Source organism: Mesorhizobium sp. (genome assembly GCF_024509055.1).
Taxonomy (GTDB): domain Bacteria; phylum Pseudomonadota; class Alphaproteobacteria; order Rhizobiales; family Rhizobiaceae; genus Mesorhizobium.
In genome coordinates this window covers 12,472-35,768 of record NZ_JANINM010000292.1, presented here as the reverse complement: position 1 = coordinate 35,768, position 23,297 = coordinate 12,472, and the positions used below count along the sequence as shown (strand labels likewise).

Here is a 23,297-nt window from a genome sequence, read left to right as displayed (position 1 = left end):
TCGTGCAGCGGCGGGTCGAGCAGGCGGATCGTCACCGGCAGGCCGGCCATGATCTCGAACAGTTCGAGGAAGTCGGAACGCTGCATCGGCAGGAGCTTGTCGAGGGCGGCGCGCCGGTCCTTCTCGGTGTCGGCAAGGATCATCTCGCGCATGGCGACGATGCGGGCGCCGTCGAAGAACATGTGCTCGGTGCGGCACAAGCCGATGCCCTCGGCACCGAACGAGCGCGCCATGCGCGCGTCGAGCGGCGTCTCGGCATTGGTGCGCACCTTCATACGGCGCGCGGCGTCGGCCCATTCCATGATGGCGGCGAAATCGCCCGAGAGTTCAGGCTGCAGCATGGCGACGGCGCCCTTGAGCACCTGGCCGTTGCCGCCATCGATGGTGATGACGTCGCCCTTGCGGAAGGTCTGTCCCATCGAGACCAGCGTGCCGGCCTTGTAGTCGACGCGCAGCGAGCCGGCGCCGGACACGCAGGGCTTGCCCATGCCGCGCGCCACCACCGCGGCATGGCTGGTCATGCCGCCGCGCGTGGTCAGGATGCCTTCGGCGGCATGCATGCCGTGGATATCCTCGGGGCTGGTCTCGATGCGAACCAGGATCACCTTGCGGCCTTGCGCCCTGGCGTCCTCGGCATCGCCGGAGGAAAACACGATCTCGCCGGTGGCGGCGCCGGGAGAGGCAGGCAGGCCCATGCCGATGACATCGCGCGCGGCCTTGGGGTCGATGGTCGGATGCAGGAGCTGGTCGAGCGAAGCGGGGTCGATGCGGGCGACAGCTTCCTCCTTGGTGATAAGGCCGTCCTTGGCCATCTCGACCGCGATCTTGAGCGCCGCCTTGGCGGTGCGCTTGCCGGAGCGGGTCTGCAGCATCCACAGCTTGCCGCGCTCGATGGTGAATTCGAGGTCCTGCATGTCACGGTAGTGCTGTTCCAGCCGGTCGGAGATGTCGACGAAGGACTGGAAGGCATCGGGCATCAGCTTCTGCAGCGACGGCTTGTCGGAGCCGGCGGCGATGCGCGCCACCTCGGTGATGTTCTGCGGCGTGCGGATGCCGGCCACCACGTCCTCGCCCTGGGCGTTGACCAGGAATTCGCCGTAGAGCTGCCTTTCGCCAGTCGAAGGATTGCGGGTGAAGGCGACGCCTGTGGCGGACGTATCGCCCATATTGCCGAACACCATGGCCTGGACGTTGACCGCCGTGCCCCAGCTTTCCGGGATGTCGTGCAGGCGGCGGTAGGTGATGGCGCGGTTGTTCATCCAGCTCGAGAAAACGGCGCCGATCGCGCCCCAGAGCTGCTCGCGCGGATCCTGAGGGAACGGCTTGCCGAGCTCCTCCTCCACCTTGGCCTTGTAGAGCCCGATCACGCCCTGCCATTCGGCCGCCGTCAGTTCGGTGTCGAGCTCGTGGCCGAGGTTTGCCTTCTCATCCTCCAGGATTTCCTCGAACACCTCGTGATCTAGGCCCATGACGACGTCGGAATACATCTGGATAAAGCGGCGGTAGCTGTCATAGGCAAAGCGGGCATCGCCGGAATCGCTGGCCAGCGCCTCGACCGTCTCGTCGTTGAGGCCGAGATTGAGCACCGTATCCATCATACCGGGCATCGAGGCGCGGGCTCCGGAACGCACTGAAACCAGGAGCAGCTTCGAGGGGTCGCCGAAGCGGCGGCCGGTGATGTTGCCGATATGATCGAGCGCGCCCAGCACGTCGGCCTCGAGCGCGGCCGGATAGCTGCGGCCGTTGGCATAGAAGGCGTTGCAGACTTCGGTGGTGATGGTGAAGCCCGGCGGTACCGGCAGCCCGAGGCTGCACATCTCGGCCAGATTGGCGCCCTTGCCGCCGAGAAGGTTGCGATCTCCGGCACGCCCTTCGGCCGCGCCGTCGCCGAAGGTGTAAACCCACTTGGTCATGCTCGCCCTCCAAGTCCTTGGAAGATAGATAATACCCGGACCAAAGCCCGGTTCCCCGCCCTTCCAGTTCGAGCGATATGATGCTGCAGTGCGAAAGGCAAGGTGTGGGCGAAGCAAGCGCCGCCGCTAAAATCGATTAAGCAAAAGCTGCGTCAAAAAGACTTGCCGCCCCAAACGCCACCATATAGAACATAACAGGAACATAGTGGAGTAGCGTGATGAAACTCAATGGAAAACTCGACTATCTGGAGCTACCGGCCACCGGTGGGACCCTGGACAGCGTCAAGTCCTTCTACAGCGCGGCCTTTGCCTGGTCCTTCACGGATTACGGCCCAACCTACTCCGCTTTTGCCGAAGGACTCGACGGCGGCTTCCAGGCCGATGCAGGCGAAGCGGGCGCCAGGCCGCTGCCCGTGCTCTATTCCGAAAACTTGGAAGACACACTGGAAGCGGTCGAGAATGCCGGCGGCACCATCGTCAGGCCGATCTTTTCCTTCCCAGGCGGCAGGCGGTTCCATTTCACCGATCCGGCCGGCAACGAGCTCGGCGTGTGGGGCGAATAGCAAATCGGCCGACAAGAGTGTCACGGTTAAGCGACATTCTGACCCGTGGATCATTCCCTTTCGGCCGCCAACATGGCATTGAGCTTTGCGGCGGCTCGTCCTATAAGGCCGCGCGCAGCGGGCACGGCCCGCCTGCTGGGGCGTCGCCAAGCGGTAAGGCATCGGTTTTTGGTACCGACATTCCCAGGTTCGAATCCTGGCGCCCCAGCCACAGCGGCTGGCCTTTTGCCAATCTGGCTTGTTCCATGGATGTCCTCGCAGCTCGCTTCCGCAAGCGAATCGAACTGCTGTCTGCTTCCGAATACGGCGATTTCGCTTGGCCGCGTAATGGCCTAAACCGGTTCCGACATCGGGAATCCCGCACGGACATCTGGAGGTTCGTTGGAGACGGCGCAGCTTTCCTATTTCCTCCTTGCCTGCCAGTTCAAGAATCAGGCGGAAGCCGCCGCCTATGCGAATGTCGCCGCGGCGACCGTCAGCGAAAACATCGACGCGCTTGAGCGGGAACTGGGGATGACGCTGTTTCAGCGAGGGCCCCGAGGACACTACCCGACCGAGGCGGCGCGCTGGCTCTACCAATCGGTCGAGCCGCTCCTACAGGCCGTGGAAGCGGCAGAGACCATCCTTCGAGCTGATCAATCCGCTCCCATCAAGCGGCTGGAGATCATCTCGCCGCTGCAATTCATGGCTGGTCGCCTGTCACGCGCGGCGAGCATGGCCGCACGAACCATCCGGGAGTTGTCTCCCGACATCATCGCGACCACGCATTTCGCGCTCGGCCGTGCGCCCTATGTGCATGTGCTCGAGCGGAGCGCGGCCGACCACAAACCGGAGGGGGCAAGCCCCTCCGCCCGCATCGTGCTGGACTACGCCCAAGAGGATGAAGGGGACGACAGCCTGCCGCTGCTGCGGGACGAATGGGTGGCTGTCAGCGGCGGCAATCGTCACCGGGACGGCGATGGAACAGTCGGCTTCGAACTGCTGCGGAAAGCACCGTTGTTCCTGCCACCGCTCGGCGAGGCGCAGCTTCGGCAGGCGCGCGCCTATTGCGACACGCACGACCTTCCCGAGCCCGTAGTCATAGAGGAGGATGTGGGCACGTTCGCGCGGCTTTTGCGCGAACCTACCCCGTTCAACCTGCTCGCGCCACGGAGCCTGGTGATGGCGAGCGTCGAACGGCTCAATCTGTCGCTTGCAAGACTGCCGGTGGAATTGGTCAGTCCGGTCGTGGCGCGGTTATCCTCCCGCGAGCCTGCCGCGCTAGCCTATGTCGAGGCGCTCAGAAACGCGCTGGCAGCCCCCGGTTCGGTGATGCGCTACGAACCTCGGATCACGCTGAAACAGATCCGCTATTTCCTCGCAATGTCGGACCATCTCAGCATAAGCGGCGCCGCCAGGCACCTGCGCGTCGCGCAGCCCGCCCTTTCCAACCAGTTGCGGAAATTGGAGCGGACAATAAAGGGCGACCTGTTTCTTCGCCGCCGAACCGGACTCGAGGCGAATGCAAGCACCGCGAAGCTTGCGGCTCTGCTGAGGCCGGCAACGCAGGCCTGCGACCGGATCGCCGAGGGCGCGGCCCACTATGCCAGCGCAAGACGCGAGCGGCTGGCGATCGGCGTGCTGCCGATGATCCACCATGAAGGACCCCTCGCCCGCGCCCTCGCCAGGGCCTTGGACGACTTGTCGAACCTGCATCCGACAGTGCGACTGAAAATCCTCGAAGGCCCCACAGAAACGCTGCGCCGCTGGGTCGACGCGGGCGAGATCGGCTTTGCTCTCGTCGAAGCCCAGGTGTCGCGTTCCTGGCAGATCGACCTTGCCATCGAGGATCTATTCGGGGTGGTGTCCAACCCGGCGAAGGCGGTTCTGCCGCCGGGGCAGGTGTCGCTGCGAAACGCCCTGAACATCCCGCTTGCCCTGCCCGGCAGCGCCTACGGCCTGCGCCAGATCCTCGACAAGGCGGCCGCCGAAATCGATGGGCATTTCGCGCCGCAGATGGAGGTCAATTCGCTTTCGACCCTGCTTGCGCTTGTGAGGCGCATGCGCCTGGCGACGATCCTGCCCCTGTCTTCGGTTCAGTCTCTCGTCGAAGCGGGCGCACTGCAGTTCAACCCGGTCGTGGAGCCGATCGTGCGGCGGCGGCTGTCGATCCTGTTCTCGCCGGAGCGGGTTCTGACCGATGTGGAGCGCTCGCTGATCAAGGCGCTGAAACGCGAATTGTCCGCGACGGGCATGAGCAAGGAAGCGGCAGCCCAACGAGCGATCTACTCAGCCGAATGAAAACACCTCGCTGCCGGCGAAGCTGCGCACCACGTGCTATTCCGGGACATGCTCCCCAGGTTCTTTCCAGCGCTTGAACCTGCCGGTGTCGATATCGAAAAGGTCGAGGGCGCGGCCGACGGTGTGATCGACAATGTCCTCGATCGTCCTGGGCCTTGCGTAGAAAGCCGGCACAGGCGGCATCACGATCGCCCCCATTTCCGTGACCGCTACCATGTTTCGCAAATGGCCGAGATGCAGCGGTGTTTCGCGCAGCATCAGGACCAGCCTGCGCCTCTCCTTCAGCACGACGTCGGCGGCGCGCGACACCAGCGTGCCGCAGGCGCCGGAGGCAATCTCGCCCAATGTCTTGGTGGTGCATGGAGCAATGATCATGCCGCGCGTGCGAAACGAGCCGCTGGAGATCGGCGAGGCCACGTCATCATTGTCGTGGACGTGGTCGGCAAGGGCGCGCACGTTCTTGAGCTTGAGGTCGGTCTCGTGGGCAAGCGCGACGACAGCGGCCCTGGAAACCACCAGATGGGTCTCGAAGCCCAGTTCGCGCAACGTCTCGAGCAGCCGTACGCCGTAGATGTGGCCGGAGGCACCGGTGATGGCGACGATGAAGCGTTCTTTCGACAAGCAGGACTCCGGATCGTTTGCGCCGATCAGTAAAGCCGCAGGTTCGCCTTGACGCGATCAAGGACATCGCGTGGCGGACTTGCCAACTCGGAACGCCCGCCGGGCTCGCCATCGCCGGGCCGCGTCGTGGCTATCATGCCGATCTTGGTGACGACGAGATCCTCGTGCAGCGGGTCGCAGCGATCCGCCCGCACGCCGGGCAGCACGAGCAGATCCTCATGCCCACGGAACCGGGCCGCGAGGGACCATTCGACCTGCCGCGGGTCCTCGACATCTATGTCATCCTCAACGACGATCACGTGCTTCAGCAGATTGACCAGGCCCATCGCCAGCATCACCGCGCGCTTGCCCTCGCCCAGACGCGGCCGGTGCATGGAGATGATCGCGTGCAGCCGCCCCATGCCCCCGTCGGTGATGAAAACACGCCGTACGGCCGGGATCGATCGCTGCAGGTCGCGCGTGAGCGTCGCGCCGATGGCGACTGCGCCCAGCAGGCAATGCTCGGGAGCATAGCCGGGCAAAATGGCCTGGTAGATCGCGTCCTCGCGGTGCGTGACGCAGCCGATCTCCACGCCGATCCCCGGACCGTAATAGACGTAGAAGCCGGGGAACTCGGAGACGGCCCCCTCCTCGATCAGTTCGGTCGGGCGCAGACGCCCTTCCAGGACGATCTCCGCATGCGCCGGAACCTCGAGATCGACCGTCTTGCATTTCACCAGTTCCACAGGCTCGCCGAGCAATCCGCCGACAATGTCGAACTCGTCGTCGCCGAGGCCGACATACATCTGCGAGCCGAGCAGCACGGCCGCGTGATTGCCGATAGCGACCGCGATTTCCAGGTCCTGCCCCCTCTGCATCGCCTTCTCGGCGATCCGGGCGAGATGATGGTTCTTGGCTATGCCGGCCATCAGCCTAGAGCCGCCTTCGAGCCGCAGCCGGGCGATCGAGACATTGCGCCGCCCGGTTTCCGGATCCTTGGCGACGATGACGCCGGCGGTGATGTAGGGCGCTGCCTCGCGCTCGAACCAGTGCGGCACCGGCAGCAGCGCGCCGATGTCCAGCGGCTCGCGATGGACGACCTGCTGCACCGGCGCATCATCCACGATCCGCGGCGCGAGCGGCTGTTCGAGCGCCTTCACGCAGAGCGCGTCCAGTTCGTTCCGCTCAATGCCCAGCGCCGTGGCGAAGCGTGTCCGGTGATTGAAGAGGTTGCCGACTACCGGCATCTCGTGGCCGTTGACGCGGGCGAACAGTTGCGCCGGGCCCGATTGCCGCAGAGTCAGGACCGAAGCGATCTCGAATCTTGCGTCGATATCGCGCTCGACACGGTGCAAATCGCCGCTGGCTTCCAACTTCGAAAGGAACCAGCGCATGCTTTGGTCGGTCACTGTCGCGCTCCTTGGGTCGAGGTCCGGTTCGCCGGGGCAGGTCTTGTATCGAGACGTATGATCGTTTCCAGCAGCGTGGCGGCTCCCGCCGCCAGCGCCTCGGGCGCCACCCATTCCTCCGGCGTGTGGCTTCGCCCTTCGCGGCAGGGTACAAAGACCATGCCGCTCGGCGCGATCATTGAGATGAAGGCCGCGTCATGTCCGGCCCCCGAGGCCATGTCCAGGACGGAATAGCCCAGGCTTTGAGCGCTCTGGCCAAGGAGTTCCCGCAATTGCGGATCGCAATGGGCGGGCCTGGTTCGCGACACGATCTTCCAGCCGCTCCGCCCGACACTGGCGGCTTGCGCAATCGCCAGCGTCTGTGCGTCGAGGCTTTCGAGAAATCCCTCCAGGACGTCGTCGTCCTCTGCGCGAATGTCGATGATCAAACGCGCATTGGCGGGGATGACGTTCGCCGCGTTGGGCGAGACTGTCACCACGCCGGTCGTCGCGACGAAATGCCCTCGGCCCATTGCGGCGCGGCGTTCCGCTTCGGCGGCCACGAAAGAGATGGTGGTCGCGGCCGCCACTCCAGCGTCCCGGCGCAAATGCATCGGCGTGGTGCCAGCATGATCGGCGCGGCCTTCGAACTGGATTTCAACCCGCGTCACGCTGGCGATCGCGGAAACGATGCCGAGATCGACATGCGTGTCCTCGAGGACCCGGCCCTGTTCGATATGCAGCTCGAGGAAGGAAGCAATGTCGCCGCGGCGGGCCTGCGCAATGTTGGCGACATCGCCGCCCACCCTGTCGATCGCGGAGCCGAGCGCCTCACCGGCGGCGTTCTTGTAAGCGAGCATGTCGTCAAGGAGGCGGCCGGCCATTGCCCGGCTTCCCACGCAGGACAGGCCGAACTCGCTCGGCTCCTCCGCCAGGAAGTCTACCACTTCCACCGGGTGGTTCATGAGGTGCCCGGCATCGCGAAACGCACGGACCACCTCAATCGCCGCGGCCACGCCGGCTATTCCGTCAAACCTGCCGCCCGAGGGAACGCTGTCGCTGTGCGAGCCGATCATGATCGTGCCCAGTGCAGGATCGGCAGCCGGCAGGCGACCGATGAGATTGCCGCCGGCGTCGAGCCGCACCGCCATCCCGGCATCGGCAAAACGCTGCGAAAGCCATTCGCGCCCCTTGAGGAACATCGGCGAGAACGAACGGCGCGTATAGGGGATATCCGGCTCGGTAAGCTCGCCGAGTGCCATGATGTCGCCCCACAGCCGTTCGCTGTCGATGCGAGGATTTCGAGGCGCGCTCATGCGGCCAGCCCCGGCGTGACGAACCGGCCTGCCCCCGGCTGGGCCAGCACCTTGGCGCCATCGAAGATCAGCTCGCCACGCTGGAACGTCGCGACAGGCCGGAACGGCAATTCCATGCCGGCATAAGGGCTCCACGTGACCACGTTGTTGCCGCTGGCGGCCGGATGGTAACGGCGCGGATCGTGCGCCATGACGACGATATCGGCATCGCGACCGATATCCAGCGCCCCCTTGCGATGCCCTATCCGGAACAGCCGCGCCGGATTGGCCGCCAGAAGCCTGGACGCCCATGAGAAGCTCATCCGGCGCTCAAACAGCCCCTTGAGCAGTAGCGAGTAGAGAACTTCCAGGCCAGGCACGCCCGAGGAATTGTTCAACATCACAGGGTCGTCCTTCCTCGCCGCCGACCAGCTCACATGGTCGGTCGAAACGACGGTGACGTTGCCGCTGGCCAGATGCCGCCATAGGGCCTCCACCTCGTCGCGCGAACGTATGGGCGGATTGATCTTCGCCCGGCCGCCGAGACGAGCGACATCGTGCTCCTCATCGAGGATGAGATAGTGGATGCAAGCCTCGATCGTGGTGTCGAAACCCTGCATGCGGTAGGCGCGGCACAAATCGTAGCCGCGGCCGATGGAGCAATGCACGATATGGGTCGAGCAGCCTGTCGCCGCGCCGATCTCATAGACCGTCGCGGTCGCCACCGCTTCGGCGACGGCCGGCCTCGACATGCCGTGCGCGCGATAGTCAGTTATGCCCGAGCCCATGACCCGCGCGATTGCGGCCCGCACCATCTCGTCGTCTTCATTGTGGATGCCGGCGATCAGGCCGTGGCGCGAGATCTCGGCAAAGCAAGCGTGCAGCATATCCGAAGAAATGCGGGGAAATCGCTCAGGATGAGTGCCGAAGGTCGAGAATTTGAAGCCGGCGGCGCCGGCCGCAACCATCTCGGCGATATGGGCCGGCCCTTGCTCTGGATGCACGGTGCCGTACAGCGCGAAATCGACACGGGCCTGTTCGCCTGCTTCGCGCGCCTTGTGCGAAAGGCGCTCCGCGTCGCAGATCAGCATCCCGTCGTCATAGGGCATGTCGACAATCGTGGTCACCCCTCCGGCCGCGGCCGAGCGCGTGGACCAGACAAAGTCCTCCTGCCCGGCCTGGGAGCGGGAATGAACCTGGGCGTCTATCGCCCCCGGCAGGATGAAGGCATCTCCAAAATCCTCCCGGCGCGCAGCCGCCGGCGGCGCGCCCTCGCCGACGCGCTCGACCAGCCCGCCGCGAATGGCGACGTAGCCATTTTCGCGGACGCGGTCGGTGCCAACCACCCGTCCCGTCAAAACCAGATCGAAATCGGACATGGGCTCTCCCCTTGCATCGTCGACTGCCCACCGGCGGAGCTTACTATAGCGGCGACCGAAGCGCTTACCCAACGAAGGAGCAGTATAAGCCAACAAACCTCCACTTCATGATCATGTTCGGCGAAAGCCGCCATAACGAATGGCGAAGAATGCCCTGATCCCTTGACGCTTTCAGCATGCACGGCACAACTGCGGACCAAGGCAGCAATCGTGCATGTCGTTGAGGGAATGATCATGACAGTCACTTTGACCAAGAGGGCGGATATCAACCTTCAGTCGGTCCTGCGGGTGGCGTGGCAAGGCGAGCAGGTGCGCCTCAGCGAGGACGCACTACGCGAGATCGCGCGTTGCCGGGAAGCGTTCCTACGCCTGATCGACACTGACCCGAACCTCATGATCTACGGGGTCACGACTGCGATGGGCGAACTGGCGAGCGAGCGACTCTCGGTGGAAGAGCGCGAGCGTCACGCACGGATCAAGGCCTTTGCCGCAGCGACATCCTTTGGCGATCCCTATCCCGACCGGGTCGTCAGGGCGATGATCTTGGCCCGGCTTGCCAATTTCATCGAGGGCAACGCCGCGACCACCCCGCGCGTCGCGCTTGCCGTCGCCGGCATGCTCGACGGCCGAGCCTTGCCGACCGTGGCCTCGTCCGGGCAAGGCGGCGCCGGCGAAATCCTGGCGCTTTACCCGCTGTTCGCGGAATTGACCGCGAGCCTCGACCTCGAGGTCAAGGAAAGGGGTTCGCTTATCAATGGATCGCCTTGCGCCGCAGCGCTTCTGGCCGACGCGGCGCTCGCCGCTCGTCGCCGCCTTGGTCTCGTCGAGCAGGTCCTGGCGCTTTCGATCGAGGCGTTTCGCGCGCCCATGGAGCACTATGACGCGGCGCTGGACCAGCTCTGGGGCGACGAGCACGAAGCCGCGGCCCTTCAGGCGTTGCGGCGCCTGCTCAAAGGCGCGGGCACCGAGCGGCGAAACTATCAGGCCCCGGTGAGCTACCGCATCGTGCCGCGCGTGCTTGGCCACGCCCACCGCGCCGTCGCCGCCGCCGAGCGCGCCGCAAACATTTCGCTCGGCTCGGCATCCGACAACCCTGTCTACATCCCGCCCGACAACGATCATCCCTATGGGCGCTGCATCAGCACGGGCGGCTACCACAATGCTATGGCAGCCCCTGCCCTCGACGACCTGTCCGCCATCTGGGCCGACCTCTGCCTTTTGTGCGACCGGCACGGATCGAAGCTGCTGAACGGCGCCGTATCCCATCTTCCCAACATGCTCATGGTCGGACGCGACCCCAGCGACAGCGACGGACACGGCAGCCTTGGCTACATACCCATGGCGACCACCGGCTATCTCGAGCAGGCGAAGGCGGCCGCGCAGCGCACTTTCATCCCGGGAACGGAATCGGCGGGCGCCGGGCAGGACGATGTCGCGGCGACCGCATTCCCGGCCTGGGCCAAGGAGGAACGAGCCGGGCGATATCTGGATGCCTGCCTGGCCACCCTTGCCGTCGTCGCATCACAGGCGCTCCACGTGACAGACCGCCAGGCGCCGGGCGAACTTGCCGGCTTCGTCCGAGAGGTTCGGGACGTCGTGCCCCCGGTGGGCAACGATCGCGTCCTGGGGCCGGAACTGCTGCGGCTGACACAAGCGTTCACGCGGAAGGTCTTCACCCCATAAGCAGTAGTTGCCGGCCGCGGCGAATCTGCTCGCCACGGCCGGCGCGACCGCCGGATAGCTCCATCGACGGCTGCCGATAAATGGCCTCGTCAGACCGCCGGCCGAATGTTCTGGTTCACGCGGAAAAGGTTGGTCGGGTCGTATTGCTTCTTCAGTGCCGCCAGGCGCTTGTAGTTATCGCCGTACGTGGCCTTCAGCCTTGCACCGTCCTCGTCATCCATCATGAAGTTGGGATAGGCGCCACCGAGATCGAACGGGTGCACCGCCTCCCAATAGGCCTTGGTCCAGCGCGTGACGGGGCCTGCTTTCTGGGGGTTCGGATCGATCCCCGCAATGACCATCGACCAGGTCGCGTCGCGGCAATTCCAGGCCGTCTCCTCCTTGCCAACGCGATGGACCGCGCCATCGATCGGATAGAGGTGCATGAGCGACAATTCGCTCGGCGCCTTCGCTGCCTGTTCCAGGTGAGCGTCGATCGCCGCGTCGGACAACGTCTTGACGAAGTCGCCGCGCCAGTACCACTGCATGCCTTTCGGATAGAGCCCATCGAACATGCTCTGCACGGCAGGATAGGGCATCGTGCCCATCCAGTTGAGCCAGGGCGCCGGGAGCGAATCCATCAGCGGGGCCAGCGCCTGCCTGCCCTGTTCCTCGGGGCCGGCATAGCAGCACATCAGCAGGCACATGCGCTTTCCCCACAGCTCTTCGGGGAACGGCGCGCTCGAGAGGATCGTCTTGAGTCCCAGGAAAATACCGAGTTCTTCGGGCGCGACCGGCAGGAACTCGCGATAACGCTGCATGATCGTGCGGGCGTGGCTTTGGTCCCATGCAATCGGCCCCGCAAAGACCATGCCGACGGGGTGCAACTGGAACACAAAACTGGTCACGATGCCGAAATTGCCACCCCCGCCGCGCAACGCCCAGAACAGGCTGGTGTTCTGCTCCCGGCTGGCGGTGACGAAGCTTCCATCAGCGAGCACGACATCGGCCTCGATGAGATTATCGATGGTCAGGCCGTATTTGCGTGTCAGGTAGCCATGGCCGCCGCTCAGCGTCAGTCCGGCGACGCCGGTGGTCGAGATGATGCCGGCTGGCACGGCCAGGCCGAAAGCATGGGTTGCGTGGTCGACGTCGCCCTGCGTGCAGCCGGCCCCTACCCGCGCCGTACGGGCATTCGGGTCGACGCGCACGCCGTTCATTGCCGACAAGTCGATCACCAGGCCGTCGTCGCAACTCCCTAATCCCGGGCCGTTGTGGCCGCCCCCGCGCACGGCGACCAGCAGGTTGTGGTCGCGGCCGAAGTTCACCGCCGTGATCACGTCGGCGACGTCGGCGCAACGGGCGATGAGCAGCGGGCGCTTATCGATCATTCCATTGAAGAGTTTGCGCGCGTCGTCGTAGTCGGCATCGCCGCGCGCAATCAGCGCTCCCCGCAGGTTCGCTCGCAATTCAGCATCGAACTGGTCTTTCATAGTGACCTCCTGATCATGAACGACTGGATTCAGCTGTCTGGCTCGCTCCGGTCCCGCTCTTCGCGCGGAACCGTGCCGTGCACCTTCTTGGCGCCATGCAACCAGCCTGACGCTACACATCCTGCCCGACGGCAAAACCCGCCGCGTCACCCGATCGATGGATATCCAGGCCGGACGCTCCAGCCCGTCCATGCGATCCACGGCAGCCTGGACTGGATCAAGCCGAGCGCTCAGCCCGTGCAAACACCTTGGAAGGAGCGTAATGTGGCCTCTGGAGCGACCAGCATGCGCGAAGCAGACGAGCTCTCGCAGGTCATAGGTGACGTATACGACGCGTCCCTCGATCCGGCCCTTTGGCCGAGCGCCATCGAAAGCGTGTGCGGCTATATCGGCGCCGCTTCGGCAAGCTTGCATTCGCAAGACTCGATCAGCAGGGCCACGGATGCGCTGTTCTGGTGGGGCGACCCAGTGAGCGCCCCGCACTATTTCAAGACCTATCTGGAAACCTACGGCAAGCTCAATCCGATCTTTCCCGGCGTCATTTTCTTCGAGGTCGAGCAGCCGGTCGCCGTGCCCGATGTGATTTCGTGCGAAGAGTTTGTCCGGACACGTTTCTTCCGCGAATGGCTCGCGCCGCAGAGCCTGACCGACGGACTGTTCTCAAATCTGGAAAAGGGAGCTACGAGCTGCGCCTTGTTTACCGCCATGCGCCACAAGGCGCTTGGGGCGGTGGACGATCGAATGCGTCATCGCTTCGAGCTCATCACGCCACACATCCGGCGTGCCATGCTCATCGGCAAGGTGATCGATCTCCATCGCGTCGAGGCGGCGACGCTCGCCGACAGTGTCGACCAGTTGGCTTCCAGCGTTCTCGTCGTCGATGCGGCCGGCCGTATCATTCACGCCAACGCCAGCGCCCATCGTCTGATTGCTGAAGCCGACGTGTTGCGCGCCGCGAACGGGCGTATAGCCGCGTTCGACCAACAGGGCAGCCGGCAGTTGCTCGATGTGTCCGCGGCGGCGGAGGCTGGCGATGTGGCCGTCGGAAGAAACGGCGTCGCCCTGCCGCTGCTGGGGCGCAGCGGCGAGCGCTATGTAGCCCACATACTGCCGTTGACTTCCGGGGCGCGTCGAAAGGCCGGCGTATCATATTCGGCGGCGGCGGCGGTGTTCATCCGCAAGGCCGCCCTGGATTTGCCCTCGCCGCCCGAGACGCTGGCCAGGCAGTTCAACCTGACGCCAGCGGAACTTCGGGTCCTTTTTGCCGTGATCGAGATCGGCGGCGTGCCCGAAGTGGCCCCGGTGCTCGGTATTTCGGAACAGACCGTCAAAACCCACCTGCACCGGATTTTCGCGAAGACTGGGACAAAACGGCAAGCGGACCTGGTGAGGCTGGTAGCAAGCTATTCGGGCAGGCCCTGATCCGACCCGGTCGGTATCGAAAGGGAAGTGCGCATCCTCCAGAACAGGTCACAAACCCACTCCCTGCCAACCGGGATTGCAGAAAAATGAACCTTTCGGAGCGATCGATAGACCCTCCGTCGATCGCTTGGGATTCACGTATTTTTGCAGTGCCGCGACAAAGGTTCGGCTTGAATAGCGCCCAGCCTGCCTTGTACCCGCCATCATCGCTTCCTAGCTCAAGGCTCCGTCCGCGAATTCGCGGCAAGCGCTTTCTACAGGAGCAAAGCTCATGACACCGGAAGAGCGTCAGGTCATCACCGCCATCTTCGAGCGGCTCAGGACCGCTGAAAATCATCCCCGTGACCCCGAAGCCGAGAGGCTGATCGGCGAGCTTATCGCCCGGCAGCCCTACGCGCCCTATGCCATGGCGCAGTCGATCTATGTCGGCGAGCAGGCACTCGCCCGGCTGAACAGCCGGGTCAGCGACCTGGAGGCGCAACTCGAGGAGGCCCGATCGAAGCCGCAATCGGGCGGCTTCCTGTCCGGCCTGTTCGGCAGCGACCGGCCGGAGCCTCGCCCGGCAAGCCCAGGTTCCAACCCGCAATACCAGCAGGGCCAGCCGGGATATGCGCCCGGCGCCTCGGCCTATCCCGCAGCACCGCAAGGTGGGCCGTGGGGCGGCCAGCCTCAGCCCGGTCCGTGGAGCGCCCCGGCCCAGGGCGGCGGCTTCCTGCAAAATGCCCTCACCACTGCCGCCGGCGTCGCGGGCGGCATGGTGGTGGCAAATGCCTTGAGCAGCGCCTTTTCGGGTCATGGCTGGGGCACGTCGGGCCTGGGCGCGCTTGGAAGCGGGTTCGGCTCGTCGGCCAACGATGTCGTCGACCAGGCCTTTGCCGCAGGCGAGCGCACAGGTCGGGACGAAACATTGGCGCAACAGGACCAGCGCGACGATCAAATAGCCGATGCTTCCGATGCTTCATTCGATGACGATAACTCGTTCGACGATGACAATTCGTCCGGCGGTTCGGATTACTCAACCGACGTGTGAGCTGGAGCGCGCAGTGGGCTTCCTTAGCGTTGCCGACGTCGGAATGCCTTGGCCGAAAGCACCTCGGCCGAGGCACCGCCGTTGCCGTAATTCTTGTTCAACTTGATCATTCAAATTTTATGCTTATTGGCTGCGTGTTTTACTAAATCTATTGCTTGAACCTTTCTCCGATAGCAATCCGACTGTGACACTGTAGGTTCATGCGATGGAGCCGACGAGTGGAAGCGGCAGGCAGCCTCGCTTGCTGGATTTTCCATTTGGCGGTGCCCCATGCTGCGTTCCTTCGGTATCCTGATCTCGTCCTTCGTCATCGGCTTTGTTTCGTTCACATATGCCGGCCCCCTGAACCGAACCGGGGTCGATCAGTCCGCGCCGGCGACACTGATCCGAGCGGCAACGCCATCCCAGCCTTTGATAGATTCGAACTTCGCCGCCGTCGGCGGGTCCACCAGCGTGCCCTATGGCTGGGTCGATTTTTGCGGCCGCCGCCCTGAAGAATGCAAGGTTCCCGACCTACGGGCGGTGAACGTCAAGTTGACGGCCCAGACGCTGATCATCCTCGAGCGGGTCAACCGCAAGGCGAACGACACCATCGTGCCGATCAGCAACTTCGATCACTGGGGCACCATGATGGACCATTGGGACTACCCGGTGGACGGCAAGGGCGACTGCAAGATCTACGCGCTCTACAAGCGCAAGCTTCTCATGGAAGCAGGTTTTCCGCGCCAGGCGCTGCTGATGACCATCGTGCGCGACCTCAACGATGAGGGTCACACGATCCTGACCGTGAAGACCGATAAGGGCGACCTGATCCTGGACAACCTGACCGACGAAATCAGGCCGTGGAGCGCAACGGGCTACTATTTCCTCAAGCGCCAGTCGCAGCAGAACCCGAACATCTGGCTGTCGATAAACCAGCGCGGCGGCGTTCCGAAAACCTCCGGGGACATCGCAGCGCTCGTGGAATGAAGCAGCCTTCGTTGGTCCATGGTCATTTCGCGAGAGTGCTGATCCAGGCCACCTGGAGACGGCGAGCAATTATCGGCGTAGGCGAGCCATCCACTCGCCAACGAGGATGGTCGGACACGAGCCCGATTACAACGCCGCTGCGACTTTCAGTCCTTCGTACACCGCCTCCTCGGCCGTGCGCGGGGCCAGGCTGTCCCCTATGACGTGAACCTCGGGCACCTGGTCCATCAGCATGGCGCTCAGTTCATCCTCGGGCTGGTGTCCCATGCAAAGCACGAGCGTGTCGATGTTTTCGAACAGGATCGGCTGCTCGCTGACCGAATGCTGCATGTAGACCGTGCCGCCGTCACAGCCAAAGACGCGTGCGTACGTCGTGATTCCGACCCCAGCCTTGTGGAGTTCTGCCGCGATGTTGTCGCGGACATAAAGCGGAAGCAGTTCGCCGGGATGCGTCCCGTTCACCGCGAGTTCGACATCGCAGCCGTCATTGACGAGCATTTCTGCTATGCCGGGCCCGATCCAGTCGCAGCGCCAGTCGGCAACGACCACGCGGCTGCCGGTCTTCACCTGCTTCTTCAGCACCTGCCAGGCATCAACGATTTGGACACTGCCGTCGTCCGGCATTTCCGGACGATAGGGCCTGGCGCCGGTCGCGAGAACCACGGCATCCGGTTTCTCGGCGTCGACGAGCGCATGGTCGACACGTACGCCCTTGACCACGCGGACCTGGGCCAATTCCAGTTCGCGCGACAGGTTCGTGATGATACCGCCGAATTCGCTACGGCGCGGCAGTTGCTGTGCCAGTTGCGCCTGGCCGCCGAGTTGGGTGGACGCTTCGTAGAGCGTGACCTGATGGCCTCTGACGGCAGCCGTCGCGGCGGCCTTCATGCCCGCCGGCCCGCCGCCGACCACCATGACTTTCTTTGGGTGTGCGGCGGGCGTCAAAGTTCCGAACTTCAGCTCACGCCCCGTCTCCGGATGCTGGATGCACGAGATCGGGACACCGCGATGGAAATGCCCGATGCAGGCCTGGTTGCAGGCAATGCAGGCGCGGATGTCGTCGGTGCGCCCCTCCTCTGCCTTGGCCGGCATCTCGGGATCGCAGATCAAAGCCCGCGTCATGCCGCAGACATCGGCGGCCCCCTCCGCCAGCACCGCCTCGGCTTCATGCGGCTGGTTGATGCGCCCGGCGACGAAGACCGGAATACTCAGCGCGCGGCGGAACCGGGACGCATCGGTCGCCAGATATGCGTTTCGATAGGCCATTGGCGGCACGATGTGCACCGCACCGCCGAGCGATGCCGATGTGCCGGCCGTGATGTTCACGTAATCGAGGAGAGGCTCGAGCAGACGGCAACTCTCGAGCGCCTCATCCGACGTCAAGCCATGCTCGTCGCGCTCGCTGCCGCTGATGCGCATGCCAATGACGAAATCGTCCGACGTTGCCGCCCGCATCGCCCTCAGTGCCTCGGATGCGAAACGCAGCCGATTTTCGAGCGACCCGCCATAGTTGTCGGTCCGGCTATTGACGCGAGGATTGAAGAACTGAGCCGGCAGATAGCCGTGGCTTGCCACAAACTCGACACCGTCCATCCCGGCCTCGTAAATGCGGCGTGCCGCGTTGCCGTAACCGGCAACGATCTCGTCGATCATCCGCTTGTCGAGCTGGCGCGGCATGACGCGAAAGCGTTCATTCGGCGACACGGACGGAGCATAGGCGACCGTCAGCAACCCATCGCCGCCTTCCATGATTTCCCGGCCTGGATGGAAGAGCTGCGAGAAGACCATGCAGCCATGCGCATGACAGGTATCGGCCAGTTTGCGATAGCCTTCGATGCAATTGTCATCCGTGGCCATCAGCATGTGCGAGGTGTAGCGCGCCGTCTCGTGGACGCCCGCAACCTGGGTGACGATGAGGCCGACCCCGCCACGCGCACGCGCCTCGTGATAGGCAATCAGCGCATCGTTGACCAATCCGTCCGTCGGCAGGATCGTATCATGTCCGGTGGACATGATACGATTCTTCAGCCGCACGCCGCGGATCTGCAATGGCTGGAACAGGTTTGGAAATGCGGTGGTGGTCATGAAGATCGGCAGCCGCTTATCGGTTACGGTTCAAATGCCCTCAGGCTTCCCGCGCGTCTTCCAGTCGACGGGATCGAGTGCGTAGAAGACGGTCGCACCTTCGCCCTCATAGGCCAGCGCGGTTCCCTTGGGCACCCAGAGGACATCGCCCGGCACGGTGTCGAAGACCTCCTCGCCGACACGCAGCCGGAACTTGCCTTCGAGCGTGACGATCAGTTCGTCATAGAGAACCGTCCAGGCGATGGAGCAATCGTCGAAGCGGGCAATGCCGGCGCCCATGGTCCTGCTCAGTTCCGGGCCGACCAGACGGGCAATGGCCGCACGCTTCGGGTCGTCGCCGTAGGCTTCGAACGCTCGATCGGTCTTCTTGAAATGCACAACTGACATTTGGCCTCCTCTCCCGCTCAAAGCCAACGAAGTGGCCCCTCACTATTTTGTCTTTAGTAAAAAATCCAGCGATTTTTTTACTATTCAGGAAATTCAGAGGTATTTTTTTAGATACCGCATGAGAGCCTTGGCGCGGAGACGAGTGAATCTTCCGGCTCGTCTCTTGCGGCGAAATGCCCTATCGGCAACAAGGAGAGGACCAACGTCACAAGACCGGTCATCAAGCCAGGGCGATAGAAGTGACCATTTCGGCCAAGGACCATCCGGAACCAGGATCGGAAACCAGCCCCGCCGGCGAGGATCTCGTTCTCGGCGAGCGGATTCGCGACCTGCGCAAGCGACGGAAGTTGACGCTTGCCCAGCTGGCGGACGCTTGCCAGCTCTCCATCGGCTACATAAGCCAGATCGAGCGCAACCTCGCCTATCCCTCCATTCCGGCCCTGGTGAACATCGCCAAGAGCCTTGGAGTGACTGTCCAATGGTTCTTCGCCGGCGCGTCACCTGTGCCGCAGGACGAGCACGGCTATGTCGTGCGGCGCGGCAACCGCCTGAAAATCCAATACGACCACGGCATCATCGACGAACTCGTGACCCCGAGGATGAGCCTGCAAGTAGAGATGATCTACACCCGCCTGCCGCCGGGCACGGAGAGCGCCGAAAGTTACACGCATGACGGCGACGGCGTTGGCTTCGTCGTGTCAGGCGAGCTCGAGATGTGGCTCGGTGAGCGCCATTTCCATCTCTACGAAGGCGACAGTTGCTCCTATTCCTCCGGCGAGCCACACCGCTACCGCAATCCTGGCTCGCGCGAAGCGATTGTCATTTGGGCCATCAGTCCGCCGAGCTTCTGATCCCCGCCTCGGCGCGGCCACCCGGCGTGATTTCCTTGATCCTGTCGACACGGGCGCTCAGCTCCGCTGGGTAGCGATCTGCCTCGGTATTAGGAAACGCGCGGCAAGCGCGCAAAGCAGCACGGTGAACAACAGGATCAGCGCGACCAGGGCGTTGATGTCGGGCGAGAAGCCCAACCGCATCATCGCCCATAGCCTGACGGGCAGCGTCGTCTGGGTGCCGGTGACCAGGATGGTGATCATGGTCTCGTCGAACGACAGGGCGAAGGCCAGGATGGCGCCGCCGACCATCGCGCTCGACAGATTGGGCAGGATGACGCGCCAGAAGGTCTGCCATTTCGTGGCGCCTAGGTCGTAGGAAGCCTCCACCAGCGTGCGGCTCATCGACTGCAGACGCGTCAGCACCGTGCGGTAGACGATGGCGAGCACGAAGACCGTATGGCCGATGACGACCGTCAGCAGCGAGCGCTCGAGGCCGATCTCGCGGAAGAAGATCAGAAGCGCGAGACCGCTGATGACGGGCGGCATCAGGAACGGCAGAAAGACGATGAACTGCAACAGCGACCTGCCAGCGCGGCGGCCGTGATAGTAGAGCGCGAGCAGCGTGCCGCTGACGACGGAGAGCACGACCGTGCAAATGCCGACGATAAGCGTTGTGCGCAGAGCCATGAGTATCTCGTGGTTTCCGGCCAGCGCGACATAGGTCGAAACGGTCGGCGACGACCAGTCGACCTCGCCGCGCGCTACCGGAAAGAAGGACGACACGATCGGCACGAAGAGCGGGCTGTAGAGCAACACCGCGACCAGCGTGGTGACCGCGGCAAGCAGCATCGTGGACAGGCGCGGCAGGGCGATCAAAGCGAAGCTCCCCGATTGCGGCCGGCCCGCTCGCCAAGGAGGATCGCGACGATCACCACGACCGCCAGCGCCACCGAAAGCGCGGCGCCGAACGGCCAGTTGAAGGCGGTGCCGAACTGGCTGTAGAGGATGCGGCCGAAGGTGAAGCCGCTGACGCCGCCGACCATCTGCGGCGTCAGGAAATCGCCGATCGCCAGGACGAAGACGAAGCTCGCCGCCGAGGCGACGCCCGGCAAGGACAGCGGGAGGGTAATGCGCAGGAAGGTCTGCAGGCTGGTCGCGCCGAGATCGTCGGATGCGCGCAGCAGCACCTGCGGAATGCGCTCCAGCGCCAGGAAGATCGGCAGGATCGCGAACGGGATGAGCAGCAGAGTCAGAGTGAGCAGGATGGCGTTCATGTTGAAGACGAAGAGCGTCGACGGCTCCGCGATGATGCCTAGCCCGACCAGCGCCTTGTTGAGAAAGCCGTTGAGGCCGAGGATGCTGCGGATAGCGTAGATCTTGATGACGTAGCTCATCAGCAGCGGCACCATGAGCAGCATCAGCAGCGCATAGCGCCACCGCCCGCGCAGCGTGGTCAGGAAATAGGCGGCCGGATAGGCAAGCAGGATCGAGATCGCTGCTACCGTCAGGCACAGACCGATCGTGTTCCAGAACACCGGCAGGAAGATCGGGTCGGTGAAGAAGCGGACATAGTTGGCGACCGTCGGCGTGTGAACGATCTGGCCCTGGTCGACGCTGTAGAAACTGTAAACGAGGAAGATCGCCAGCGGGGCCAGGACGAAGATCACCGGCAACGCGAAAGCGAGCACGGTGACCAGCGGCGACCACCGGATGGCGGCGGGCCGTGCCAGGACAACCTCGCTCATGCCAGCACCAGATGGCCTTCGTGCGGCGCGAAGGAAAGCGCTACCGTTTCGCCGGCCCGCAAACTGCTGCCGTCGATCCTGCTGGGGAAGCGCAGCCTGAGGCGCTGGGCGGCATCGCCGCCGGCGGCAATGGTGGCGACCGTCGACGAGCCGGCAAAGGCGAGCTCGGCGATCGTGCCGGAGAGACGGTTCGTGGCATCGTCGGCATCGGCAAGGCGCAGCGCTTCGGGACGGAACGCCGCGAAGGCCCAGGCGCCGGTGGCCGCGGCCCTGAGACGAGGCTGGCCGCCGATCGAGCAGACGAGCCGCCCGAGCGCAGTCTCGATCGCGCGAAGCTCGCCCAGCGTCTCGCCGAGCGTCCCCGCGATCAGGTTGTTCTCGCCGAAGAAACGCGCCACGAACTCGCAATTGGGCTTGTAGTAAAGCTCGTGCGGTGTGCCGAGTTGCCGGATATGGCCGCCCTCCATCACACAGATCCGGTCGGCCATGCCGATGGCCTCCTCCTGGTCGTGGGTGACGAACAGGAAGGTGGTCTTGACCTCGCGCTGGATCGACTTGAGGAACTCCTGCATCTGACGGCGCAGCTCAAGGTCGAGCGCGGCGAGCGGCTCGTCGAGCAGGACGAGGCGCGGCTGGCAGATCAGCGCGCGGGCGAGCGCCACGCGCTGTCGCTGGCCGCCGGAAAGCTGGGCCGGAAAGCGCTCGGCGAAACGCCCGAGCTGCACCAAATCCAGGGCCTTCGCGACGCGTTCCGCAATCTCCTTGCGCGGCACGTGGCGAACCGAGAGGCCATAGCCGACATTGCCGGCAACGGTCAGGTGCGGGAACAGCGCATAGTCCTGGAAGACGGTGTTGAACGGCCGCCGGTTGATCGGCATGTGGCTGATGTCGTTGCCGTCCAGCCGGATTTCGCCCGAGGTCAAAGGCTCCAGGCCGCCGATGAGCCTGAGCACCGTGGTCTTGCCCGAACCCGACGGCCCGAGCACGGTGAGGAACTCGCCATCGCGGATCGCCAGGTCGATATCGTGCAGCACGGGAACCGTGCCGTAGGATTTCGAGACGGAGTGCAGCGTGAGCAGGTCGCTGTTCTGGTTCATGGCGGACTTTCAGAAATACGGTGTTGGCGGTCCGATGCCCGGACCGCCAGGTTCTTCAAAGCTTGGCGAAAAGGAAATCAGGGCGTCGCCTTGATCTCGTTCCACAGGTCGGAGCGCTTGGTCGGGTCTTCGACATTGTTGAGCCAGACCAGCTTGTCGTTGCTGCCGGCGCTGTTCGACTCGACCACCGTGTTGCCGAAGCCGGTGCGCTCGGACAGCGCGCCGCTGACCTTCTTCGACAGCATGAAGTTGATCCACTTCTCCGCGGCGTCGTTGTCGCGAACGCCCTTGGAGATGACCCAGTTGTCGAGCCAGGCAAGCGCGCCCTCGCTCGGGTTGATGTAGGCGACGTGGGCGCCGATCTTCTGCAGGGCCTTGACCTGCTGCTGGCCGTAATTGGCCCAGATCAGGGCGACGTCATTGTTCTGGTAGATCTGCTGGGCCTCGTCAGCGGTGGTGTAGAAGCTCAGCACATTGCGCTTGAGATCGACCAGCTTGGCCTTGACCGCGGCCATCTGCTCGGCGGTCAGGTTGAACGGGTCCTTGTAGCCCAGCGTCAGCGCGGTGAAGGAGAAATTGTGCTCGCCATTGTCATAGGCCAGCACCTTGCCCTTGTACGCCGGATCCCAAAGCACCGACATGGAGGTCGGCGCCGGCTTCACCTTGTCGGTGTCATAGATCAGGCCGATGGAGTCGAAGCAGAACGGAATGCCGTAGACCTTGCCGTCCTTGGTCACGCCGCTGACCTGCGTGAGGTCGCGGAAGCGCGGCAGCACTTCCTTCTGGTTCGGCAGCTTGGCGAGGTCGATCGGGCTGACCAGCTCGGCCTTGATGTAGCGCTGCAGCTGCGCGGTGTTGACGGCGAAGACGTCGAAGTCCTGGCCTTCGCTGCCCTTGATCTTTGCCCAGATCTCGTCGTCGCTGCCGATGAAGACGACATCGACGCCGATGCCGCTCTCGGCGGTGAACTCCTTGACCCAGTCGGCGTCGGCATAGCCGTCCCAGGCCAGCACGCGCAGGTTTGCCGCGAGCGCCGACGACGCCATCAGGCCGATGCCGAGGCCGACACCCGCTATGCCGAGAAGCAGTTTTTTCAGTAGCATCACCATTTCTCCCATTGTTGTTGTGGTGGATTGCAGCTTGCGGACCGCGGCCG

General features: G+C 64.0%; 19 protein-coding genes and 1 tRNA gene. 8 read left to right on the top strand and 12 right to left on the bottom strand.

Going from position 1 to position 23,297, the window contains the following annotated elements:
• Positions 1 to 1,913, bottom strand: a 1,913-nt coding sequence (ppdK, locus tag Q0L57_RS13355) for a pyruvate, phosphate dikinase (RefSeq protein WP_296743323.1), incomplete at its 3' end; no start/stop codon positions are given.
• A 218-nt stretch (positions 1,914 to 2,131) separates the two neighbouring features.
• Here ppdK and Q0L57_RS13350 point away from each other — a divergent pair.
• The 3 genes from Q0L57_RS13350 (at position 2,132) to Q0L57_RS13340 (ending at position 4,756) form a co-directional block, all read left to right on the top strand.
• On the top strand, positions 2,132 to 2,476 hold the full coding sequence (locus tag Q0L57_RS13350; protein WP_296743322.1) for a VOC family protein: 345 nt from the start codon (positions 2,132 to 2,134) through the stop codon (positions 2,474 to 2,476).
• A gap of 136 nt (positions 2,477 to 2,612) precedes the next feature.
• Positions 2,613 to 2,687, top strand: a tRNA-Gln gene (locus tag Q0L57_RS13345).
• A 170-nt stretch (positions 2,688 to 2,857) separates the two neighbouring features.
• On the top strand, positions 2,858 to 4,756 hold the full coding sequence (locus tag Q0L57_RS13340; RefSeq protein ID WP_296743320.1) for a LysR family transcriptional regulator: 1,899 nt from the start codon (positions 2,858 to 2,860) through the stop codon (positions 4,754 to 4,756).
• Positions 4,757 to 4,792: 36 nt separating this feature from the next.
• Here Q0L57_RS13340 and Q0L57_RS13335 read toward each other — a convergent pair whose 3' ends face one another.
• The 4 genes from Q0L57_RS13335 to Q0L57_RS13320 are packed head-to-tail and all read right to left on the bottom strand — an operon-like array spanning position 4,793 to position 9,418.
• Entirely contained in the window at positions 4,793 to 5,377 is a 585-nt protein-coding gene (locus Q0L57_RS13335; protein ID WP_296743319.1) for a UbiX family flavin prenyltransferase, read from the bottom strand.
• A 26-nt stretch (positions 5,378 to 5,403) separates the two neighbouring features.
• Positions 5,404 to 6,765 (bottom strand): UbiD family decarboxylase, encoded by a 1,362-nt coding sequence (locus Q0L57_RS13330; protein WP_296743317.1) that lies wholly within the window; start codon positions 6,763 to 6,765, stop codon positions 5,404 to 5,406.
• Positions 6,762 to 8,060: a Zn-dependent hydrolase gene (locus Q0L57_RS13325; protein WP_296743316.1), complete on the bottom strand. Its 1,299-nt coding sequence runs from the start codon at positions 8,058 to 8,060 to the stop codon at positions 6,762 to 6,764. The genes Q0L57_RS13330 and Q0L57_RS13325 overlap by 4 nt, the downstream gene beginning before the upstream one ends.
• Positions 8,057 to 9,418 carry a dihydroorotase family protein gene (locus Q0L57_RS13320; RefSeq protein ID WP_296743314.1) on the bottom strand — a complete coding sequence of 454 codons (1,362 nt, stop codon included), beginning with the start codon at positions 9,416 to 9,418 and terminating at the stop codon, positions 8,057 to 8,059. The genes Q0L57_RS13325 and Q0L57_RS13320 overlap by 4 nt, the downstream gene beginning before the upstream one ends.
• A 234-nt stretch (positions 9,419 to 9,652) precedes the next feature.
• Between Q0L57_RS13320 and Q0L57_RS13315 the strand changes: the two genes are divergently transcribed.
• Complete coding sequence (locus Q0L57_RS13315) at positions 9,653 to 11,101, top strand: aromatic amino acid lyase (protein WP_296743313.1); 1,449 nt, start codon at positions 9,653 to 9,655, stop codon at positions 11,099 to 11,101.
• Between the two features lie 89 nt (positions 11,102 to 11,190).
• Here the strand turns inward: Q0L57_RS13315 and Q0L57_RS13310 are convergent, their stop codons facing one another.
• Positions 11,191 to 12,765 (bottom strand): FAD-binding oxidoreductase, encoded by a 1,575-nt coding sequence (locus tag Q0L57_RS13310; protein WP_296743311.1) that lies wholly within the window; start codon positions 12,763 to 12,765, stop codon positions 11,191 to 11,193.
• Between the two features lie 183 nt (positions 12,766 to 12,948).
• Here Q0L57_RS13310 and Q0L57_RS13305 point away from each other — a divergent pair, with 183 nt between their 5' ends.
• The 3 genes from Q0L57_RS13305 to Q0L57_RS13295 all read left to right on the top strand — a co-directional run bounded on the left by Q0L57_RS13305 (position 12,949) and on the right by Q0L57_RS13295 (position 15,994).
• Complete coding sequence (locus Q0L57_RS13305; RefSeq protein ID WP_296743309.1) at positions 12,949 to 13,995, top strand: LuxR C-terminal-related transcriptional regulator; 1,047 nt, start codon at positions 12,949 to 12,951, stop codon at positions 13,993 to 13,995.
• A gap of 271 nt (positions 13,996 to 14,266) precedes the next feature.
• Positions 14,267 to 15,025: a DUF2076 domain-containing protein gene (locus Q0L57_RS13300; protein WP_296743308.1), complete on the top strand. Its 759-nt coding sequence runs from the start codon at positions 14,267 to 14,269 to the stop codon at positions 15,023 to 15,025.
• A gap of 270 nt (positions 15,026 to 15,295) precedes the next feature.
• Positions 15,296 to 15,994 carry a transglutaminase-like cysteine peptidase gene (locus Q0L57_RS13295; RefSeq protein WP_296743306.1) on the top strand — a complete coding sequence of 233 codons (699 nt, stop codon included), beginning with the start codon at positions 15,296 to 15,298 and terminating at the stop codon, positions 15,992 to 15,994.
• 126 nt (positions 15,995 to 16,120) lie between these two features.
• Here the strand turns inward: Q0L57_RS13295 and Q0L57_RS13290 are convergent, their stop codons facing one another.
• A complete protein-coding gene (locus tag Q0L57_RS13290; RefSeq protein WP_296743304.1) occupies positions 16,121 to 18,079 on the bottom strand; it encodes an FAD-dependent oxidoreductase in 1,959 nt (652 codons plus the stop codon).
• Between the two features lie 30 nt (positions 18,080 to 18,109).
• Entirely contained in the window at positions 18,110 to 18,466 is a 357-nt protein-coding gene (locus tag Q0L57_RS13285; RefSeq protein WP_296743302.1) for a cupin domain-containing protein, read from the bottom strand.
• A 239-nt stretch (positions 18,467 to 18,705) separates the two neighbouring features.
• On the opposite strand from Q0L57_RS13285, the gene Q0L57_RS13280 reads away from it, so the two are divergent.
• Positions 18,706 to 19,317 (top strand): cupin domain-containing protein, encoded by a 612-nt coding sequence (locus Q0L57_RS13280; protein WP_296743301.1) that lies wholly within the window; start codon positions 18,706 to 18,708, stop codon positions 19,315 to 19,317.
• Positions 19,318 to 19,374: 57 nt separating this feature from the next.
• Here the strand turns inward: Q0L57_RS13280 and Q0L57_RS13275 are convergent, their stop codons facing one another.
• From Q0L57_RS13275 to Q0L57_RS13260, 4 genes are all read right to left on the bottom strand, one after another.
• A complete protein-coding gene (locus tag Q0L57_RS13275; protein WP_296743299.1) occupies positions 19,375 to 20,175 on the bottom strand; it encodes an ABC transporter permease in 801 nt (266 codons plus the stop codon).
• Complete coding sequence (locus Q0L57_RS13270) at positions 20,172 to 21,044, bottom strand: ABC transporter permease (protein ID WP_296743298.1); 873 nt, start codon at positions 21,042 to 21,044, stop codon at positions 20,172 to 20,174. The genes Q0L57_RS13275 and Q0L57_RS13270 overlap by 4 nt, the downstream gene beginning before the upstream one ends.
• Positions 21,041 to 22,141 carry an ABC transporter ATP-binding protein gene (locus Q0L57_RS13265; protein WP_296743297.1) on the bottom strand — a complete coding sequence of 367 codons (1,101 nt, stop codon included), beginning with the start codon at positions 22,139 to 22,141 and terminating at the stop codon, positions 21,041 to 21,043. The genes Q0L57_RS13270 and Q0L57_RS13265 overlap by 4 nt, the downstream gene beginning before the upstream one ends.
• A gap of 77 nt (positions 22,142 to 22,218) precedes the next feature.
• Positions 22,219 to 23,244: an ABC transporter substrate-binding protein gene (locus Q0L57_RS13260; RefSeq protein ID WP_296743295.1), complete on the bottom strand. Its 1,026-nt coding sequence runs from the start codon at positions 23,242 to 23,244 to the stop codon at positions 22,219 to 22,221.
• Positions 23,245 to 23,297 lie beyond the last annotated feature (53 nt).

What these genes read in the sequence shown, in the direction of transcription:
- Q0L57_RS13310 (WP_296743311.1), bottom strand. Translation starts at nt 12,765, where the DNA reads ATGGACGGGCTGGAGCGTCCGGCCTGGATATCCATCGATCGGGTGACG.
- Q0L57_RS13295 (WP_296743306.1), top strand. Translation starts at nt 15,296, where the DNA reads ATGCTGCGTTCCTTCGGTATCCTGATCTCGTCCTTCGTCATCGGCTTT.
- Q0L57_RS13350 (WP_296743322.1), top strand. Translation starts at nt 2,132, where the DNA reads ATGAAACTCAATGGAAAACTCGACTATCTGGAGCTACCGGCCACCGGT.
- Q0L57_RS13265 (WP_296743297.1), bottom strand. Translation starts at nt 22,141, where the DNA reads ATGAACCAGAACAGCGACCTGCTCACGCTGCACTCCGTCTCGAAATCC.
- Q0L57_RS13315 (WP_296743313.1), top strand. Translation starts at nt 9,653, where the DNA reads ATGACAGTCACTTTGACCAAGAGGGCGGATATCAACCTTCAGTCGGTC.
- Q0L57_RS13320 (WP_296743314.1), bottom strand. Translation starts at nt 9,418, where the DNA reads ATGTCCGATTTCGATCTGGTTTTGACGGGACGGGTGGTTGGCACCGAC.
- Q0L57_RS13290 (WP_296743304.1), bottom strand. Translation starts at nt 18,079, where the DNA reads ATGACCACCACCGCATTTCCAAACCTGTTCCAGCCATTGCAGATCCGC.
- Q0L57_RS13300 (WP_296743308.1), top strand. Translation starts at nt 14,267, where the DNA reads ATGACACCGGAAGAGCGTCAGGTCATCACCGCCATCTTCGAGCGGCTC.
- Q0L57_RS13285 (WP_296743302.1), bottom strand. Translation starts at nt 18,466, where the DNA reads ATGTCAGTTGTGCATTTCAAGAAGACCGATCGAGCGTTCGAAGCCTAC.
- Q0L57_RS13270 (WP_296743298.1), bottom strand. Translation starts at nt 21,044, where the DNA reads ATGAGCGAGGTTGTCCTGGCACGGCCCGCCGCCATCCGGTGGTCGCCG.
- Q0L57_RS13260 (WP_296743295.1), bottom strand. Translation starts at nt 23,244, where the DNA reads ATGCTACTGAAAAAACTGCTTCTCGGCATAGCGGGTGTCGGCCTCGGC.
- Q0L57_RS13325 (WP_296743316.1), bottom strand. Translation starts at nt 8,060, where the DNA reads ATGAGCGCGCCTCGAAATCCTCGCATCGACAGCGAACGGCTGTGGGGC.